Here is a 17,890-nt window from a genome sequence, read left to right as displayed (position 1 = left end):
GGGCCGCATGGCCCTGCCCCGACGCCGCGCGGCGGCGCGCGCGGGATGTTGCGGACCGGCGGGGTCCGCGGCCTGCGGTCTGTGGACTACTTCAGCAGACCCACTTCCTTGTAGAACTTCTCGGCGCCCGGATGGAACGGAATGCCCGCGCCCTTGATCGCGTTGTCACGCGTGATGAGCTTGCCCTTGGCGTGGCCCGAATCCAGCGTCTTGCGCGTGGCGTCGCTGTACAGGGCCTTGGTGACCTCGTACACGGTCTGCTCGGGGATCTTGGCCGACGTGACCATCTGCGCGTTGACCGAAATGGTCTTCACCTCGGGCACGTTCTGGTACGTGTTGGCGGCAATCACGTCGGGCGTGAAGAATTCCTGCTTGGCGCGCAACGCGTCGATTTCCGGCCCCACCAGCGGCACCAGTTCGATGCCGCCCGTGGACGCCAGTTCGGCGATGGCGCCGGCGGGGGCGCCGCCCACGAAGAAGAACGCGTCCAGCCCGCCGTCCTTGAGCTTGTCGCCCGCCTGGTTGGGCTTGAGGTATTCGGCCTTGATGTCCTTGTCGGTCAGGCCGTAGGCGCCCAGGATCAGGCGCACGTCCACCAGCGTGCCCGAACCGGGCTCGTCCATCGACACGCGCTTGCCCTTCAGGTCGGCCACGCCCTTGATGCCCGCGCCCTTGCGCGTCACCAGGTGAATGCTTTCCGGATACAGCGTGGCGATCAGGCGCAGGTCTTGCGCCTTGGGCTTGCCTTCGAACGTGCCGGTGCCGCTATAGGCCCAGTAGGCCACGTCGGATTGCGTGAAGCCGGCTTCGAACGAGCCGCCCATGATGCCGTTGATGTTCGCGACCGAGCCATTGGAGGCCACCGCGGTGGCGATCAGCTTGCCCGGCTGCGATACCGCGTTGCCGATGATGCCGCCGATGGGGTAGTACGTGCCGGCGGTGCCGCCGGTGCCGATGCGGAAGAACTGTTGCGCCTGCGCCGCGCCGGCCGCAGCCGTCAGGGACACAGCCAGGGCCAGGGTGGTGATCCATCTTCTTGATTTCATGCGAGCTTCTCCAGGGTTCTAAGGGGCATGCTGGGTGCTGCGAGGCCCTTTCGGGGCCTGGGCCCCTGCCCGGCAAAAAGCCCGCCATGGCGGGCCCGCCGTGGGGGGCTCTATTTGTGGTGAAATTCTGGCATGGCGGCACCCCCCAGCCAATGCTTGCAGGGCTATCGTTTACCTGGGGGTGGCGACTTCTCTCGCACAGCAGAAATCGGAGTGTCCAGATGTCCCAGGAAGTCATACGCGGCATCGCGCTGCCCCCGCCCGCCCAGATGGGAGATCCCTTGGCCAGCGTCGATACGCCCAGCCTGGTGCTGGACCTGGCCGCGTTCGAGGCCAACCTGCGCGCCATGCAGGCCTGGGCCGACCGCCACGAGGTCGCGCTGCGGCCGCACGCCAAGGCCCACAAATGCCCCGAAATCGCCCTGCGGCAACTGGCGCTGGGCGCACGCGGCATCTGCTGCCAGAAGGTCAGCGAGGCCCTGCCCTTCGTGGCCGCCGGCATTCGCGACATCCACATCAGCAACGAAGTCGTCGGCCCCGCCAAGCTCAAGCTGTTGGCCCAGTTGGCGCGCGTGGCCAAGATCAGCGTCTGTGTCGACAATACCGCCAACCTCGCGCAGATCTCGCAAGCCATGGCCGCGGCCGGCGCCCAGGTCGACGTGCTGGTGGAAGTGGACGTCGGCCAGGGCCGCTGTGGTGTCGCGGACGACGCCACGGTGCTGGCGCTGGCGCAACAGGCGCGGGCGCTGCCGGGCGTGGCATTCGCCGGCCTGCAGGCCTATCACGGGTCGGTGCAGCATTTCCGCACCCGCCAGGAACGCGCCGAGGTCTGCCGCCAGGCCGCGCGCATCGCCGCGTCGTACCAGCTGCTGCTGCGCGAAAGCGGCATCGCCTGCGACACCATCACGGGCGGCGGCACTGGCAGCGCCGAATTCGACGCCGCCAGCGGCGTCTTCACCGAATTGCAGGCCGGCTCGTATGCCTTCATGGACGGCGACTACGGCGCCAACGAATGGGACGGCCCGCTCACCTTCCAGAACAGCCTCTTCGTGCTGTCCACCGTGATGAGCACGCCCGCGCCAGACCGCGTCATCCTGGACGCCGGCTTGAAATCCACCACCGCCGAATGCGGCCCGCCTGCCATCCACGGCGCGCCGGGCCTGACGTACGCCGCCATCAACGACGAGCATGGCGTGGTGCGCGTCGCAGAAGGCACGCAGCCCCCCGCGCTGGGCGACACACTGCTGCTGGTGCCCTCGCACGTCGACCCCACCTTCAACCTGCACGACGGCCTGGTGGTGGTTCGCGACGGTATCGTGCAAGACATCTGGGAAATCTCGGCGCGCGGCTTCTCGCGCTGAAGCGGCGGCGTCGGTCCGGCGCCGCGATGCGTCGGCGCCGGGCGCCTGGCTAGTGCGCCAGGTCCGTCATCCCCAGGAACTGCCGCAGTTCCGGCGTGGCCGGCGACGTGAACAGTTCTTCGGGCGGGCCGATCTCGTGCACCTTGCCCTGGTGCATGAACACCACGCGGTCGCAGACCTCGCGCGCAAAGCGCATTTCGTGCGTCACCATCAGCAGCGTCATGCCGTCGGCGGCCAGCTCGCGCACCACCGCCAGTACCTCGTTGACCAGCTCCGGGTCCAGCGCCGACGTGATTTCATCGCACAGCAGCGCCAGCGGCTGCATCGCCAGCGCGCGGGCAATCGCCACGCGCTGCTGCTGCCCGCCCGACAATTCCTCGGGCCAGGCATCGAACTTGTGGCCCAGCCCCACGCGCGTCAGCATGGCGCGCGCCAGGTCGGCCGCCTGCGCTTCCGGCAGCCGCTTGGCCACCATCGGCGACAGCATCACGTTGCGTCCCACCGTCAGGTGCGGAAACAGGTTGAACTGCTGAAAGATCATGCCCACCTTGAGCCGCAAGGCGCGCAACCGCAATTCGTCATCGCCCAGCTGCGCGTCGGCCACCATGATGGCGCCGCTGTCGATCTGTTCCAGCCCGTTCACGCAGCGCAGCAGCGTGCTCTTGCCCGAGCCGCTCTTGCCGATGATGGCGATCACCTCGCCGGGCTCCACGCGCAACGTCACCCCTTTCAGGACTTCGTTGTCGCCGAACTTCTTGCGGACGTCTTCAAGGGCGATGAGGGGCATGCAACTTCCTTTCCAGCAAAAGGCTGAGGCGCGACAGGGGCCAGCACAGCGCAAAGTAAATGAGCGCGGCGCAGGCATAGACAGTGAATGGGCTGAAGGTGGCGTTGGTGATCACCGTGCTGGCCTTGGACAGCTCGGTAAAACCGATGATCGAGGTCAGTGCCGTGCTCTTGACGATCTGCACCGCAAAGCCGACGGTGGGCGCAACACCGATGCGCAGCGCCTGCGGCAGCACCACGTAGCGCATCTGCTGCACGTAACCCAGCGCCAGGCTGGCCGAGGCTTCCCACTGTCCTTTCGGAATCGCCTCGACGCAGCCGCGCCAGATCTCGGCCAGAAAGGCCCCCGACCACAGCGTCAGCGCCGCGCCCGCGGCCAGCCACGGCGGCACCTCGATGCCCGCCAGCGACAGCCCGAAGAACGCCAGGAACAGCTGCATCAACAGCGGCGTGCCCTGAAAAAGCTCGATGTAGGCCCAGCTGACGCGGCGCATCAGCGCCACGCGCGACGTGCGCATCATCAGCGCCAGCGACCCCATCAGCGCGCCGCCCACGAACGCCACCAGCGACAGCACGACGGTCCAGCGCGCGGCCAGCAACAGATTGCGGACAATGTCCCAGGTTGAAAACTCGATCATCGCGCCGCCTTGCGAAACAGCCGCCTGCCGGTCATGCGCAGCAGTTGGCGCAGCAGCACCGACAACGCCAGGTAAATGCCGGTGGTGACGAAATAGACTTCGAACGCGCGAAAATTGCGCGACTGAATGAAGTTCGCCGCAAACGTCAGGTCTTCGGCCGCGATCTGCGAACACACCGCCGACCCCAGCATCACGATCACGATCTGCGACGACAGCGCCGGCCAGATGCGCGCCAGCGCGGGTTTGAGCACGATGTGCCGGAACACCTGCCAGCGCGTCATCGCCAGGCTCGCGCCGGCCTCGTACTGGCCCTTGGGCGTGGCATCGATGCCCGCGCGGATGATCTCGGCGCTGTACGCGCCCAGGTTCAGCGCCATCGCCAGGCAGGCCGCCTGCATCTCGCCCAGCTGGATGCCCAGCGACGGCAGGCCAAAGAACACGAAGAACAGCTGGATCAGGAAAGGCGTGTTGCGCACCGCCTCTACATACGCCGTCACCGGCGCGCGCAGCCAGCGCGGGCCCTGCGTGCGCGCCCAGGCGCAGCCGATGCCCAGCGCCACGCCGGCCACGGCGCCAAAGGCAATCAGCTCGACCGTCACGCCGATGCCCTTGATGAGCACCGGCGTGTAGTCCAGCATGGAAGCGAAGTCGAATTGATAAGCCATCAGGGCGCCCCGGCGCTCGCGCCTGCCTTACAGATCCTTGGGCAGATCAGCGCCCAGCCACTTCTTCGAAATCGCCGCCAGTGACCCGTCGCGCTTGGCGCCCGCCAGAATCTCGTTGACCTTGGCGCGCAGCTTCGGCTCGTCCTTGTTCAGGCCGATGTAGCAGGGCGAGTCCTTGATCAGGAACTTGGTCTCGGGCTTCTTGGGCGGGTTGCGCGCCAGGATGGCGGCGGCCACCACGTTGCCCGTCGCAATCAGCGGCACCTGGCCCGACAGAAAGGCCGTGATGGTGCCGTTGTTGTCTTCATAGCGCTTGAGCGTCGCCGTGGGCGGCGCAATCTTGGTCAGTTCGATGTCTTCCACCGCGCCGCGCGTCACGCCAATCGTCTTGCCCGCCAGGTCCGCGGCCGACGCCACCTTCAGGTCCGCCGGGCCGAACACGCCATTGAAGAACGGCGCATACGCGTCCGAGAAGTCGATCGCCTTCTCGCGTTCCGGATTCTTGCCCAGGCTGGAAATCACCAGGTCCACCTTGCGCGTCTGCAAGTACGGCACCCGGTTGGCGCTGGTCACCGGCACCAGTTCCAGCTTCACGCCCAGCTGCTTGGCGATCAGCGCGGCGGTATCGATGTCGTAGCCCAGCGGCTTCATGTCCGCGCCCACCGACCCGAATGGCGGAAAGTCCTGCGGCACGGCGATCTTGATGGTGCCGCTCTTGACGATATCGTCCAGCGTGTCGGCATGCGAAAGCGGCGCGGCCAACAGGCTGGCGGCGGCGCAAAGGGACAGCAACAGGGTTCTACGCTTCATGAGGAACTCTCCAGGGCGCGCCGTCCCCGGACGGGGTTCGGCGTTGCACACCAATTCGGTATACAAAACTGGAAAAGCAAGTTCCGTGCCATTTCGGCGCTGCCGTAGGCGGGGGGAAGCAGGCCCCTGATCGTGCACCCGATTGGTGCGCGACGCGTCGTCTCGGGGCGTTGCACGCACCGGTTTGGAACGCGGCCCGGGATAGCTGGCGGGCCGGTCGCCGCGCCCCTGACAAGCGCCAGCGACCGGCCCTTTTTCTCGCGCTGTCAGTCCACCTGCGCGCCGGACTGCTTCACCGCCTTGCCCCACTTGTCGACCTCGCCAGCAATGAACTTGCCGGTGGCCTCGGGCGTCAGCGGCATCGGTTCTGCGCCGCGGTCGCGGAAGAACTTCTGCATTTCCGGCGTGCTCAGCACGTGGCCGATCTGTTGGCTCAGGTAGTTCGTCACCGCCGGCGGCGTGCCGCGCGGGGCCAGCACCGACGCCCAGCCGATCGCCTCAAAACCCGGGTAACCGCTTTCCGCCACCGTTGGCACGTCCGGCAGTTGCGGCAGGCGCTTGGCCGTCGTCACCGCCAGCGCCACCGCCTTCTTGCTTTGCACGTGCGGCAGCCCCGCCGTCACCGAGTCCACCATCAGCGGCACCTGGTGCCCCAGGAAATCCGCCTGCGCCGGGCCGCTGCCCTTGTACGGAATGTGGCGGATATCGATATTGGCCGCCGCCTTGAACATCTCGGCCGACAGATGCTGCGTGCCGCCGATCCCGGCGCTGGCGTAGGCCAACTCACCCGGATTGGCGCGCGCCTGCGTCACCAGTTGCTTGAGCGACGTAATGCCCGAGGCCGGCGTCGCCAGGAACATCAGCGGCACCGAAAACACCCCTGACACCGGCGCGAAATCGTTCGTCAGGCTGTAGTTGATGGTCTTGTACAGCGTCTGGTTCACCGCCGCGGCAGAGCCCGCGATCACCAGCGTGTAGCCGTCCGGCGTCGCGCGCGCGGCCTGTTCCATGCCGATATTGCTGCCGGCACCCGCGCGGTTTTCCACCACGATGGGTTGCTTCAGCGCCGTACCCAGCTTTTCGGCCAGGGCGCGGGCAAAAATGTCGGTGGCCTGCCCCGGCGGGAAAGGCACGATCAGGCGAATGGCGCGGTCGGGATAATCGGCGTGCGCCGCCGTGGCGGCCGCGGCCAGCACCAGGCCGGCAGCGAGACTGGAAAGAATTCTTGTCATGATCGGTCAGTAAAAAGCGACAGAAGGCGCCGCGCAGGGCCGCGCCTGTTGCATAAAATAGAGAGCCCCGCGCTGGCGGCCCTTTTGGGGCGGCCCTGGGGCGGATCGGCTGGGGGTGCGTCACGATAGCATTCCCCCGCCGGTGCTAAATTCACCTTTTCGCGTTTCCCACCCTTTTTCAACCCCTGTTCTCTCATTCCGCAGGAACCGCCATGGAATTCAGCCAGTTCAACGTCAACGCCCTCATGGAGATCACCTCCCGCCCGGACCTCGTGTTCGTGCGAGGCCAGGGATCCTGGCTGGAGGATCACGCGGGCAAGCGATACCTGGACTTCGTCCAGGGCTGGGCCGTCAACACCCTGGGCCACTGCGCCCCGGAAATGCAGAAAGCCCTGCTCGAGCAGTCCAAGCTGCTGATGAACCCGTCCCCGGCGTTCTACAACCTGCCGTCCATCGAGCTGGCCCAGCGCCTGACCGGCGCATCGGTGTTTGACCGCGTCTTCTTCGCCAACAGCGGCGGCGAAGCCAACGAAGGCGCCATCAAGCTCGCCCGCAAGTGGGGCCAGGTCAACAAGAAAGGCGCCTACAAGATCATCACCATGAACCACGGCTTCCACGGCCGTACGCTGGCGACTATGTCCGCGTCGGGCAAGCCGGGCTGGGACAAGATGTTCGCGCCGCAGGTCGAAGGTTTCCCCAAGGCCGAGATCAATGATCTGGAATCGGTGCGCGCGTTGATCGACGACCAGACCGTCGCGATCATGCTTGAACCCGTCCAGGGCGAAGCCGGCGTTATTCCGGCGACCAAGGAATTCATGCAGGGCCTGCGCAAGCTGGCTGATGAGCACAAGCTGCTGTTCATTGTGGATGAAGTGCAGACCGGGATGGGCCGTACGGGCACGATGTTCGCTTACCAGCAGTCGGACGTGGTGCCGGACATCATGACGCTGGCCAAGGGCATTGGTGGCGGCGTGCCGCTGGCAGCGTTGTTGGCGCGTCAGGAAGTCTGCGTGTTCTCGCACGGGGACCAAGGCGGCACGTATAACGGGAATCCGTTGATGGCCGCGGTGGGTGTGGCGGTGTTTGATGCGCTGGCTGCGCCTGGCTTCATGGAGTCGGTCAATGCGCGTGCCAAGCAGCTGTCGGAAGGGTTGCTGGCCTTGTCGGCCAAGTACGGCATGAAGGGCGAGCGTGGGATGGGGTTGCTGCGTGCGCTGGTGATGGATCGCGATGATGGTCCGGCGATTGTTGAAGCTGCGCGGAATCTGGCTCCGGCTGGGCTGCTGCTGAATGCGCCGCGGCCGAATCTGCTGCGCTTTATGCCGGCGTTGAATGTGACGGCTGACGAAATCGACACGATGCTCAAGCAGTTGGACGGGTTGATTGCGGCGGTGCGTAAGGCATAAATCTGTGTTGCTTTGATCTGCATTGCAAGGGCCGCTTTAGCGGCCCTTGCTGTTTTCTGCACCTGCGGAATCCGCCAGTCTTGTACTGACTTCCCATCGGCATGGGCCGAGGATTGTCGCAACCGCGCTACGCCAATTGGCCGTCGGTGTTGATCGAGGTAAGGATCGGGACGCTACAAACGCCCACAGTGATAAAAATAATCAGATCGGTATGTCGCGAGTTTGGGCTCACTTTTTTTACCATTCGGCCGTCAAATGAACCTGCAATGAAACAATCCGGTATTCGTTTCGAATATGGCATTACAGGGCATCTCGAAGCTCTTTGCCTTCCGTGCGCTGAGACCACGCGTGACAAAGACGATCGATGTCGCCGTGCTTGCATCTTACCCCGGTGCCGCCTGTAGTCATCTCAGGCGATGCGCTCCATTCGAAGATTCGTATCAACTGCAACTTCGAACACGAAACGCTGTGGGCTGACTACGTCAATTCTTGAGTGCTGTCGGTCTGACGTGTGCGTGACGGCATAGTGAATTCGCGCTTTGAAATCTTTATAGTGAACTGGTTGATGTCTGGTCTTTGGCAACTGTTGAGGTAACATATTAATACGGCGAGTGTCGCCTCCGATGATTGCTAGCCTATAACGGAAGAATGGCGCATGGTTTATTTCCCGCTATTACAGCATCTCAACGTTCGGGACTACGGGCTTTATCCCGGCCCAGCCCGCAATGGACATTTTGATATCGAGTTCAAAGCTGGGCTGACTCTTATATTGGGTGCTAACGGCCTGGGTAAGACTACATTGATGACGCTAATTTTCCGTCTAATTGCTGGAACCCATGATCTGAGTCTACCCGATAAGATCGGCAACGTTAATCTCGAGGCGCATGAGATTGGTCGGGATGCGAGGCGACAGTTTGCCGATCGCGTTAATGACGGAGCAAAAATGGCCCGGGCTTCGCTAAGTTTCTCGGTCGGCCATGTTGATTTTGTCGTCGAACGGGAGCTTGCAGAACTTACGTTGGTGGGGCTCAAAGTCGCCAACGAGCCCCTCCCCGCTGATGAGAAGGCATACCATGCTGCAATCCTCAAGGCTTCGGGCCTCGGCTCGTACGCAGATTGGTTATTGGTTCTCCGCACGCTTGTCTTTTTCTTTGAAGACCGCCGTGCTCTGGTTTGGGACCCGGGAGCACAACGTCAGTTGTTGCGATGCCTGTTTCTACCTCCAGATCTGGCAGCCGAATGGACACGGCAAGAGCGATCCATTCTTGAGCTAGATTCCCGTATGCGCAACTTGCAGGCGGCAGTGCGCCGTGAGCAGCAGGAACGTAAGAAAACAGTAGAGAAGATTCGAGGTGCATCGAACATTCGATCCACTTTGACAGCTGCCGAACGCAGTTTGGAGAAATTGAATAAGCGACATGAAGACCTCGTGGCGCGCGTTGAGGTGAGCGAGACGGAGCGGCAAAAGGCACGACTTAATGCAATGCGTGCACAGAGTGATTACGATCATGCTTTGCGTGAACTGGAGCGAGCACGGCTGTTTGCGATTGAGGCCTATTTGCCGAAATCGGAAGAATCCATGGCGTTCCTATATGCGCGCTTAATGTCGGATAAAACATGCTTAGCATGTGGCACGCAGGGTCTGAGTGCCAAGAGCGAGGAACTAGCAAAAGCCTTGTCGGAGCGTCATTGCTTGATCTGCGATTCGGAACTCCATGTTATGAATGATGACGTTGTTGATATCGGTGATCATCGGATCCGAGAGTTGCAGCAACGCATGGATTCCACCTATGTGCGGGCGACGGAACAAGCTCAATTACGGGATGATGCTAATGCGCGGTATCAGGCGGAAAACGAGTCTCTTAGCGAATGTACGATTGAGCGCAATGACGTACAAGATAATATTCGCTCATTGATCAATCAATTACCGCCCGACGAGCGTAAAGTCAGCGAACAGCAAAAGAAGCTACATGCCGTTGAAGATGTAGTGGCCGAGCTTCGAGCGGGGCTGCAGGTTGAACGTGCGCAGTTTGTTACTTCACTGGATTTGTATCGCGCTGAGATTCAATCTAAAGCCTCGGCTGTCCAAGTGCATTTCGAAGAAATCGCCAAAGGATTCTTGTTTGAAGAAAGTGGCTTAAGTTGGGCGCCTGAGCGGCGCACTGTTGGTCAGGCCGGCGGTATGGATCCGGTCGAGTATCCCGCATTTGCCGTGGAACTATCTGGAAGCGATTTTGTGGGCTTGCAGCGCCGCGCTTCTCCGCATCAAGTATCCGAGAGTCAACGAGAGTTTTTAGACCTCGCATTTCGGATGGCACTTATCGAGGTGGCATCACCGGATCATGCGTCAACGTTGGCCGTTGATGCACCCGAATCGTCTTTGGATGCTGTATTTGTGGATAAGGCAGCTCAGGTGCTTAGTAAGTACGCCAACTCCGGCAACGGTAGTCGGTTGGTCATTACCTCCAATTTGGGGGCTGGAGAGCTGGTGCCTCAGCTTTTGTGCGCGGCGGCAGAACATCGCAATCCGATGGCGCCGTTAGTCGATTTGTTTGCCGCCGGCGTACCTACACGTGCGATGCTAGCGTCGAAGGACGCATACGACCGCTACTGGACTCAGCTACGTCAAAAGGTCAAAGGTGATCTCGATGAGTGACATGGGTGTTCCAGAGGCCCAAGCGCGGATTGTGCGAGTTCTCACGCTACTGGACGCCCTGGCGGCGGCGGGACTCGCACCTACCTCCTCCCGTGCAATGCATGAATTAGCGTATTTGGCGAATGTACTGGCGCCGGTGTTTGATTTGCCTCCGTTAGACGCCACTCTGCTTAAGCGAAAATCCGGCCCTTACTACCCGGAGTTGCAGCACACTATCGACCGTCTTGTGGGCCGTGGGTTGGTGGAAGCACGAGGCTTAGAATACGAGTTTGACGAGGCTGAAAGGCGTTATCGGGTAAGCGCCTCTTATGTGTTGCGTCGGGCGGGGGTGAGCGTAGCCCTTGGTCGCTATCGAGAGCTTTGTCCCGTTGAAGCATTGTTTCTGGATGAGCTCGCAGCTGCCTACAGTGCTTTGTCCGATGCGGAGCAGGGTCATGTGGCAGTGGGTGACGCACGGTATGCTGATTTATCAGTCGATATGAATAATGTTATCGACTTTGGCGAGTGGGCCCACGCGGACAAGAATTTCTCGCGCAATGCCGCAATGACATTCGCGCCAGGCAGAAGACTAGAGCCTGCCGAGCGCATCTATTTGTATCTTGATCATTTGCAGGGACGGGTGGCCTATGGCGGATAACAAGCTGGGTGCCTGGGAAGGTGAAGCCAGTGCGCTGAAAAATACTCCACTAAACGGACGCGGTAGTGATACCGGTGCCCCGGATGTTGTGCGCTTTGGACGCGCCGTTATGCAATTGGTCGCGCGCCGGGAGCTGCAGGTTGACGCTGAGTATGATCGTCCGGCAGCTTTTGTTCTGGCTCCTCGAGATTGGAACCGCCCCACGGGAGCCATGCGGCGTCCTTTGTTGCATAGTGGCCACCAGTCCTTGACTGGGCAGATTCACTTCGTCAACTTAGTGCCGAATGGGCATTCGCTTGCATATAGCGGGGATGAGGCTGATCTGATTGATGCCCTCGCTATGGCGGGAGCTCAAAAATTTCCGACTTTGATTTATTCCCCAAAACAGGGGACATCGACGTTGAGTTGGTTCCCGGATGGGACGGAGGTTGATGACAACGTTGAGCTTTGGCATGTGACCAAGGACCAGCCTAGTGTGGGTCAGATTACTGAGGTAATTGATCGAGCATACCTTAGTGAACTAATTACCCCAGATCAAACTAAGAAATCGCAGCACCTTTGGCAGGATCCGGCTAAGGGCTGGGCTCATGAGGAAGCCGAGGCGCGAGTGCAGCACATGATCCGTTTAGCCCTAATTGGAGCGTTCCGTCGGTGCACCATTCGTGCAGAGCAATCGGGGAAAGACGGACGAACAGATTTGGAAATTGTGGAAGACCAGGAGGTCCTTCAAAACCAGGTTGTGCATCATGCAGTTCTGGAACTCAAGGTGCTTCGAGAGATGGGATCGACCGGGAAAAAATATACACAGTCGCAAATCGAGACCCACATGGACGACGGATTGAATCAAGCTCACCACTACGGGCAGCAGCGTAACTTTCGTGAGCAAGTGTTGTGCTGCTTTGATATGCGCGCGGTGAATGCTGGCGGAGATGCGGTCATGGCACCACTTTCGACGAAGGCCAGGACCCTCAAGGTCAACCTTCGCTATTGGTTCTTGTATCGTTCCTCAGAACATTGGAGAGATTGTGACGTTGCCAAGTTGTTAAAGGCGTGAGAAAACGACTAGGTCCTCGCTTAGCATATGCCGTCCGCTTTGTTGCGGCGAAACCCGCATGGAGCGAAAGGGGGTGATGCGTTCCACGCGTAGACCGGCGCTTGGTGCGAGTTCTGTCAGTATTTTTGCCACTTGTACGTGTATGTTGGCGTATTGACTGTCACCTACGACGAACCAAGCCTGACCTTGAGTTGGCAATAGTTGTGAGCTTACCTGAAGCAGTTTTTGCAAATCGGAAAAGTAGGCCCCAACCATTGCGGGAATACGCGTATCCCACAAGTCGTCGGCGACTCGATTTAGGGAGCGCAGTAATTTATCTAAAGTTCGGGTCTTCGGAGCTTGGGAAAATTCTCGCGCAATTTGCACATGTGAACTTAGCGTCGAGCGGCGCAATGAAGCGTTGCCTTGTGATGACTTTAAATAGCCAAGCATCCAAAGCTCCATGTTGTATACGTCTGTGTAGTCAAAGGAGTTTGGATACGGAGGTGAGCATACGATTTGATCGACTGGGCCCACTTCAGCAAATAGCGCACGACTGTCTCCTTGGAACACCGTAGCCGTACGTAACGAGCGCTTGGCGCACGCCGTGATTTCTACAATAGCGGCAGCGACCGCGTTAGCAAATGTGGGAATTACACACTCAGGATCAACCCGACGCTCTTGCCAGTTCTTTCGATAGCGGCGCCCTTTTCCACTAACAACAGCATTGCTAAAGCTGACGATCAGTCCCCCAAGTAGAACGCGTAACAGGCGCCCTATCGTCGGATCACTCTCTTGTTCTATCGCTAAGCGAAGACGAAAGATCTCATTTGCGACAGAGCGATCGAATAGCCAACGTTCATTTACTCCAGGTTCGACGAAAGTGCTGGGGAGAAGCTGAATGAAAGACGTGCCACTATTGCGTGAACGTGAAGCTTTCCGAGTTACACGGCTCAGTGCCGTGAGCAGGGCTGGCACACAATACTCCGCCAACTTTGCTTGAATGAGATCGGCCAAGAATGGATTGACCTCAATCGTTACTGGATGAACCCCCAAAAATTGGGCGGCTAGAGCACTAGTGCCCGAGCCTCCGAATGGATCAGCTAGGCGACGTACAGGTATCGGGGAGGACTGAATGGCGTTTGCAATCAACTCTGGCGAAAATGCCTCTTTGAAGCGATGCCACCGCTGAAACGGTAGAGAATCCGCGCCTGCGTTGGTGGACAGTGCCTCTGTTGAGCGCCCGCCAGTCCACTCAGCGAACGAGCTTCCTCCCGCGTCTTCGAGGATAGGACGTGAAGGGACGCGGCGAAAGTTGGCGATACTTGGATCGAAAGCGGTAGTCGACATTGGGCCGGCGCTATTGTGATTTTTGAGGTGGAATGTTACATCGACAGGCCGGGTCGTGGCTGCCCAAAAGGCTAAAGGTGACCATAGAGATATATGGGCGTTGGCCCGGGGGGTAGCAAAAATGTCGCTTTCCCACATATAGACCTGATTTCTACATCTATACTCCGCCAACTACCGCATCATCGGTAGTCCGGTTTGGAAGCCGGCAATGTCTTTGGCGGACCGCCGCCGCTTTGGCGGCTTTTTCATGTCCGAGCGCCTTTGCACGTCCCTATGGGCGGGCCTTGGCGAGGGTGCGTTCGCGCACGCCGGTTTCCAAAGACGCCGGTCTTCCAACCTTGCCTCGTGCCCGCCCACCCCATTTGGAAGTGGGGAGCGGGCTTCATCAGTCTTTGGAGCCTTTGATGCAATCCCACCCCCTCACCCAAAATCCATGGCTGGTCGACACCGACCCCGAGCACGGCCTGGTTCCCCTCGCCCCGCTCTACAACATCGAACGCGCCCGCTTCGCGATCGAGACCATTGCGCGCCTCGTCGGCAACAGCGCTTCTGAGCCTGACGCGACCGGCGCACAGCCGCTGGACGCATGGACCATTACCGCATTGATGGGCGGCGTGGAAGGCCTGTGTGCTCATGTGGGCACGTTGACCGACGCCCTGCTGGAATCAGCACGAGCCTGCGCGGATGACGCAAGCTTCGGGTGCCCTACTCACAACGCGCCGAGGTCGATGCAGTAGGTCAGCTCTGACGGCTTGGGCCTGACAAGGCAACACGCATCAAACCCCAGCCGTCATCCTCGAACTGTCATCCCCGCCCTCACCCCACCCCTCCCCCCAACCTTCGAAACGCCCGTCGATACATCATCGGACTCGTCCCCACGATCCCCAAGAAATGCTCCCGCAGCGACACCGCTGACCCAAACCCCACCTCCATCGCGACCCGCTCCACTGGCAGGTCGGTCGTCTCCAGCATCCCCCGCGCACGATTCACCCTGGCCTGAATCACCCACTGCAGCGGACTCACCCCCAGCAGTTCCTGAAACCGCCGATTCAACGTCCTGACGCTGACCGCAGCCTGGTCGGCCAGCGCGCGTACGGTCAGGTTCTCGCCTAGCCGGCCCTCTATCCAATGCAGCAACTGCGTCAGATCCGTATGCGATGTCGGCGTCGGCCTGACGATGAACTGCGCCTGCCCGCCCGCGCGTTCCAACGGCACCACCGCCAAGCGCGCGCTATTGGCCGCGACGGCCGCGCCGTGATCGCGCTTGATCATGTGCAGGCACAGATCCATGCCGGCCGCCGCGCCTGCGGATGTGAGCACCTGGCCGTTGTCGACGAACAGCACATTGGGGTTCACCTGAATCTTCGGATAGCGCTGTGCCAGCAGGTCGGCGGCTTTCCAGTGCGTGGTGGCCTTCAGGCCGTCGAGGATGCCGCTGGCGGCCAGGACAAACGCGCCCGTGCAGATGGAGGCAATCCGCGCGCCCGCGGTATGGGCATGCCGAACGACGTCCACGATGTCTTTCGGTATGTCTTGCCTGGGGTCTGCCAACCCGGGAATGACGACGGTGTCTGCTGTGCGCGCCACGTCCAGCCGCGCACGAACGTGCAGGTCGTAGGCATGCGTCTTGACCCGCGGCCGGCTGGCGCAGACGTCGACCTGGTACGGCAAGCGTCCGTCCAGCGTTTCGGCAAGCTGGAAGATCTCGCAAGGCATGGCGAGGTCACCGGCGACCAGGCCGTCAAAGGCAAGGACGGCGACGCGGTGAGGGGCTGGCTTGGGCATGCATCAAGTTCCGAGGGGTTGCGCTGGAGGGCCAGTTGGGACGGCAGGGGCCGGCAGATCAGAGGGCCAGACCCGCTAGGGATGGCAGGGACAGGCGAATCTGGGCGCCAGGCCCCCTTGAGGCGGCAATAGCCGCCGGATAAGGACGCCAGACCCACTTTGGACGACAGAGGCCGACGGATCCCACAATAAAACCCACTTGGCCGATTTCTTTCGAAGATTGGCATTTTGGCCAATGGCCGTCAATGCCGCCACCCCCGACAATGCGGCTGATCCCACCACAAGCCACAACCGCCATGCCCCTGAAAGACGCTGACCCCTCAACCCCTGCCCTGTTCAAGTGGGCAGCCATGCTGGAAGGCGTGACGCTGCTGGTGCTGCTGGGCATCGCGGTGCCGCTCAAGCACCTGGCCGGTGTGCCGAATGTGGTGTCGTGGGTGGGGCCGGTGCATGGGGTGGCGTTCATGGTCTACCTCGCGCTGGCCTGCAATGTGGCGGCGGCGCAGGGCTGGTCGCGCAAGCGGCTGGTGTGGACGCTGGTGGCAACGGTGGTGCCGTTTGGCGGCTTTGTGATTGCGCGGTCGCTGGGCCGCACGGTGCGGGGGTAGGCGATGGCGTATCTGCTGATCAAGTCGCTGCACCTGGTGTTGGTGCTGTTCTGGGTGTCGGGGATGGTGGTGCAGGCGTTCGTGCTGGCGGCGGCCGACAAGCTGCCGGGGCCGGCGTTGCCGCAGGAACTGGCGCGGCTGCGTTTGCTGCGCAAGTGGGAGCGCATGCTGACGACGCCGGCGATGGTGGGCGCGCTGGCCAGCGGCGTGTATCTGGCGACCAGCGCGGGGTGGTTTGGCAGCGCGTGGCTGTCGGTGAAGCTGGCGCTGGTGCTGGCCCTGGCGGCGGTGCATGGCATGCAGGCGGGGCGGCTGCGGCGTTTGGCCGAGGCGGCGGGGGATGCGGGCGAGGTGGGACGTGGGCGGCTGTTGCCGGTGGTGCTGACGGCGCCGGTGGTGATTGTGCTGCTGGTGGTGTTCAAACCATTCTGATCCGGGCCGCCCCGGATGGCCGCCCGCGCCCATTCCTGCGAAAATCCCCCGCATGCTACGCATCGAAAACCTCACCAAGCGCTACGGCGACTATCTCGTCTTCCAGGGTCTGACGCACACGTTCCCGCCGGGCTGCGTGGCGCTGTGCGAAGAAGACAGCACGGGCAAGTCCAGCCTGCTGGGCATCATCGCGGGCGTGATCGCGCCGGATGCCGGCGACGTCTGGATCGACGGCCATTCGCTGACGCATGCGCCGCAAGCAGCCCGTGCCCGGCTGGCCTATGTACCGGACAACTGCCTGACGGCGCCGATGCAGACGGGCCGCGGCCTGCTTGAGCAGGTGGCCGCCGAAAAAGGCGTGCCGCTGGACGACGCCACGCTAGACCTGGCCCGCCGCCTGGGCCTGGAGCCGCACCTGGACAAGCGCTTTGAGCAGATGTCGACGGGCACGCGCCGCAAGGTCTATCTGACGGCGGCAAACCTGGGGCATCCGGCGGTGGTGATTGCCGATGGCGCGAGCAACGGATTGGATACGGCGGCGCGCAATGTGCTGGCCGATGTGTTCAAGACCTGGGCCAAGGATCGCGTGGTGTTGTTCGCCAGCCATGATCCCGAACTGGTGCAGGCGTGCGGCGCGCGCTCGGTCGACGTGGCAGCGCTGCGCTAGCGTCAGGCGTCTTCCAGAAACCCCAACGTTCGCAGTTCGGCAATCGCGCCCAGCTCTTCGTCGCGCCGCTTCTTGGGCGCGGCCAGCGACGCGGCCATCAGCATGGCGGGGCGGTCGGATGCGTCGAATCCCCTGAGCACGCTGGCGGCGATGGGAAAGGCCTGGGCAAAGCGTTTGTCCAAGGCCTGGTGGCCGGGATAGCGGCCGCGCTTGTCCAGAATGACCTGGGTCTGCGGATCGCGCTTGATCAGGGGCAGGGGCACGCCTTCGCAGCGCAGGCCCAGCAGCTTGGCGTCGCTGATGTCCAGGGCCCAGTCGGTGTCGGCGTAGAACGCGGCGCGGGCGGCGTCGAACTGCGCCAGTCGCGAGGCGTCTGTGCAGAAGGCTTCGGGCGTGAGGTTGAGGTTGACCTTGCCGATCTTGCCGACCAGTTTCACGCGCCGAAAGAACGAGGCCCACACCAGCAGGATGGGGTTGGTGGACAGGTCCTGCACTACCACGTCTTCGAACACGCAGGGCATGATCATTGAATTGACGGCGCGGCAGCCGGACAGGTGCACGTGCTGCACGCGCGACATGCGCGCGGGAAGCTTCACCATCGACAGGCTGCAGTTGTCGAATGTGCAGTCGTGCAGATGCAGGTCTTCAAAGCGGGATTGGCCCTTGTCGTGGGCCATCTGGAATGTCGCGCCTTCGATTTTTTGCATCGTTCGCTTGCCCATGTACTCGCTCGTGCCGTCGCGTGTGCCCTCGCAAGCGACCTGGGCTATCGCAGGCC

At 61.8% G+C, this 17,890-nt stretch carries 18 protein-coding genes; 9 read left to right on the top strand and 9 right to left on the bottom strand.

What is annotated here, in order from left to right; genetic code table 11:
• Window positions 1-86: 86 nt before the first annotated feature.
• Complete coding sequence (locus AC6LJ2_RS15315; protein ID WP_263912725.1) at window positions 87-1,046, bottom strand: TAXI family TRAP transporter solute-binding subunit; 960 nt, start codon at window positions 1,044-1,046, stop codon at window positions 87-89.
• A 221-nt stretch (window positions 1,047-1,267) separates the two neighbouring features.
• On the opposite strand from AC6LJ2_RS15315, the gene AC6LJ2_RS15310 reads away from it, so the two are divergent.
• The gene (locus tag AC6LJ2_RS15310; RefSeq protein ID WP_498151663.1) at window positions 1,268-2,407 is read left to right on the top strand and encodes a DSD1 family PLP-dependent enzyme; all 1,140 of its coding nucleotides are present in this window, start codon (window positions 1,268-1,270) and stop codon (window positions 2,405-2,407) included.
• A gap of 49 nt (window positions 2,408-2,456) precedes the next feature.
• Here AC6LJ2_RS15310 and AC6LJ2_RS15305 read toward each other — a convergent pair whose 3' ends face one another.
• The 5 genes from AC6LJ2_RS15305 to AC6LJ2_RS15285 all read right to left on the bottom strand — a co-directional run bounded on the left by AC6LJ2_RS15305 (window position 2,457) and on the right by AC6LJ2_RS15285 (window position 6,538).
• The gene (locus AC6LJ2_RS15305) at window positions 2,457-3,194 is read right to left on the bottom strand and encodes an amino acid ABC transporter ATP-binding protein (RefSeq protein ID WP_263912727.1); all 738 of its coding nucleotides are present in this window, start codon (window positions 3,192-3,194) and stop codon (window positions 2,457-2,459) included.
• Complete coding sequence (locus AC6LJ2_RS15300) at window positions 3,175-3,831, bottom strand: amino acid ABC transporter permease (protein WP_263912728.1); 657 nt, start codon at window positions 3,829-3,831, stop codon at window positions 3,175-3,177. The genes AC6LJ2_RS15305 and AC6LJ2_RS15300 overlap by 20 nt, the downstream gene beginning before the upstream one ends.
• Window positions 3,828-4,496 (bottom strand): amino acid ABC transporter permease, encoded by a 669-nt coding sequence (locus AC6LJ2_RS15295; protein ID WP_263912729.1) that lies wholly within the window; start codon window positions 4,494-4,496, stop codon window positions 3,828-3,830. Before AC6LJ2_RS15295 ends, AC6LJ2_RS15300 begins: the two co-directional genes overlap by 4 nt.
• Window positions 4,497-4,523: 27 nt before the next feature.
• Window positions 4,524-5,306: a transporter substrate-binding domain-containing protein gene (locus tag AC6LJ2_RS15290; protein WP_445657908.1), complete on the bottom strand. Its 783-nt coding sequence runs from the start codon at window positions 5,304-5,306 to the stop codon at window positions 4,524-4,526.
• A gap of 266 nt (window positions 5,307-5,572) precedes the next feature.
• Complete coding sequence (locus AC6LJ2_RS15285) at window positions 5,573-6,538, bottom strand: Bug family tripartite tricarboxylate transporter substrate binding protein (protein ID WP_263912731.1); 966 nt, start codon at window positions 6,536-6,538, stop codon at window positions 5,573-5,575.
• Window positions 6,539-6,750: 212 nt separating this feature from the next.
• Between AC6LJ2_RS15285 and AC6LJ2_RS15280 the strand changes: the two genes are divergently transcribed.
• The 4 genes from AC6LJ2_RS15280 to AC6LJ2_RS15265 all read left to right on the top strand — a co-directional run bounded on the left by AC6LJ2_RS15280 (window position 6,751) and on the right by AC6LJ2_RS15265 (window position 12,291).
• Window positions 6,751-7,944, top strand: coding sequence for an acetylornithine transaminase (locus tag AC6LJ2_RS15280; RefSeq protein WP_498151662.1), 1,194 nt, complete (start codon window positions 6,751-6,753; stop codon window positions 7,942-7,944).
• Between the two features lie 655 nt (window positions 7,945-8,599).
• Complete coding sequence (locus tag AC6LJ2_RS15275) at window positions 8,600-10,600, top strand: AAA family ATPase (RefSeq protein ID WP_498151661.1); 2,001 nt, start codon at window positions 8,600-8,602, stop codon at window positions 10,598-10,600.
• Window positions 10,593-11,237, top strand: coding sequence for a hypothetical protein (locus AC6LJ2_RS15270; protein ID WP_498151660.1), 645 nt, complete (start codon window positions 10,593-10,595; stop codon window positions 11,235-11,237). The genes AC6LJ2_RS15275 and AC6LJ2_RS15270 overlap by 8 nt, the downstream gene beginning before the upstream one ends.
• Window positions 11,227-12,291, top strand: a complete 1,065-nt coding sequence (locus AC6LJ2_RS15265; protein ID WP_498151659.1) for a hypothetical protein — start codon at window positions 11,227-11,229, stop codon at window positions 12,289-12,291. Before AC6LJ2_RS15270 ends, AC6LJ2_RS15265 begins: the two co-directional genes overlap by 11 nt.
• Here the strand turns inward: AC6LJ2_RS15265 and AC6LJ2_RS15260 are convergent.
• The gene (locus AC6LJ2_RS15260) at window positions 12,280-13,620 is read right to left on the bottom strand and encodes an SAM-dependent methyltransferase (protein ID WP_498151658.1); all 1,341 of its coding nucleotides are present in this window, start codon (window positions 13,618-13,620) and stop codon (window positions 12,280-12,282) included. The genes AC6LJ2_RS15265 and AC6LJ2_RS15260 overlap by 12 nt on opposite strands.
• Before the next feature lie 404 nt (window positions 13,621-14,024).
• Between AC6LJ2_RS15260 and AC6LJ2_RS15255 the strand changes: the two genes are divergently transcribed.
• Window positions 14,025-14,357, top strand: a complete 333-nt coding sequence (locus AC6LJ2_RS15255) for a hypothetical protein (RefSeq protein ID WP_498151657.1) — start codon at window positions 14,025-14,027, stop codon at window positions 14,355-14,357.
• 79 nt (window positions 14,358-14,436) lie between these two features.
• Here the strand turns inward: AC6LJ2_RS15255 and AC6LJ2_RS15250 are convergent, their stop codons facing one another.
• Window positions 14,437-15,405, bottom strand: a complete 969-nt coding sequence (locus AC6LJ2_RS15250; protein WP_498151656.1) for a GlxA family transcriptional regulator — start codon at window positions 15,403-15,405, stop codon at window positions 14,437-14,439.
• A 296-nt stretch (window positions 15,406-15,701) separates the two neighbouring features.
• Here AC6LJ2_RS15250 and AC6LJ2_RS15245 point away from each other — a divergent pair, with 296 nt between their 5' ends.
• The 3 genes from AC6LJ2_RS15245 to AC6LJ2_RS15235 are packed head-to-tail and all read left to right on the top strand — an operon-like array spanning window position 15,702 to window position 17,112.
• Entirely contained in the window at window positions 15,702-16,013 is a 312-nt protein-coding gene (locus tag AC6LJ2_RS15245) for a DUF3817 domain-containing protein (protein WP_498151655.1), read from the top strand.
• A 3-nt stretch (window positions 16,014-16,016) separates the two neighbouring features.
• Entirely contained in the window at window positions 16,017-16,445 is a 429-nt protein-coding gene (locus AC6LJ2_RS15240) for a CopD family protein (RefSeq protein ID WP_498151654.1), read from the top strand.
• Window positions 16,446-16,497: 52 nt separating this feature from the next.
• Window positions 16,498-17,112 carry an ABC transporter ATP-binding protein gene (locus AC6LJ2_RS15235; RefSeq protein WP_498151653.1) on the top strand — a complete coding sequence of 205 codons (615 nt, stop codon included), beginning with the start codon at window positions 16,498-16,500 and terminating at the stop codon, window positions 17,110-17,112.
• A 2-nt stretch (window positions 17,113-17,114) separates the two neighbouring features.
• Here the strand turns inward: AC6LJ2_RS15235 and AC6LJ2_RS15230 are convergent, their stop codons facing one another.
• Window positions 17,115-17,819 (bottom strand): hypothetical protein, encoded by a 705-nt coding sequence (locus AC6LJ2_RS15230; protein WP_498151652.1) that lies wholly within the window; start codon window positions 17,817-17,819, stop codon window positions 17,115-17,117.
• Between the last annotated feature and the right edge of the window lie 71 nt (window positions 17,820-17,890).

The sequence above is a fragment of the Achromobacter sp. 1014246743 genome (assembly GCF_059760725.1).
Note: the sequence above shows the minus strand (reverse complement) of the source record. Positions and strands in the feature narration are given on the sequence as shown.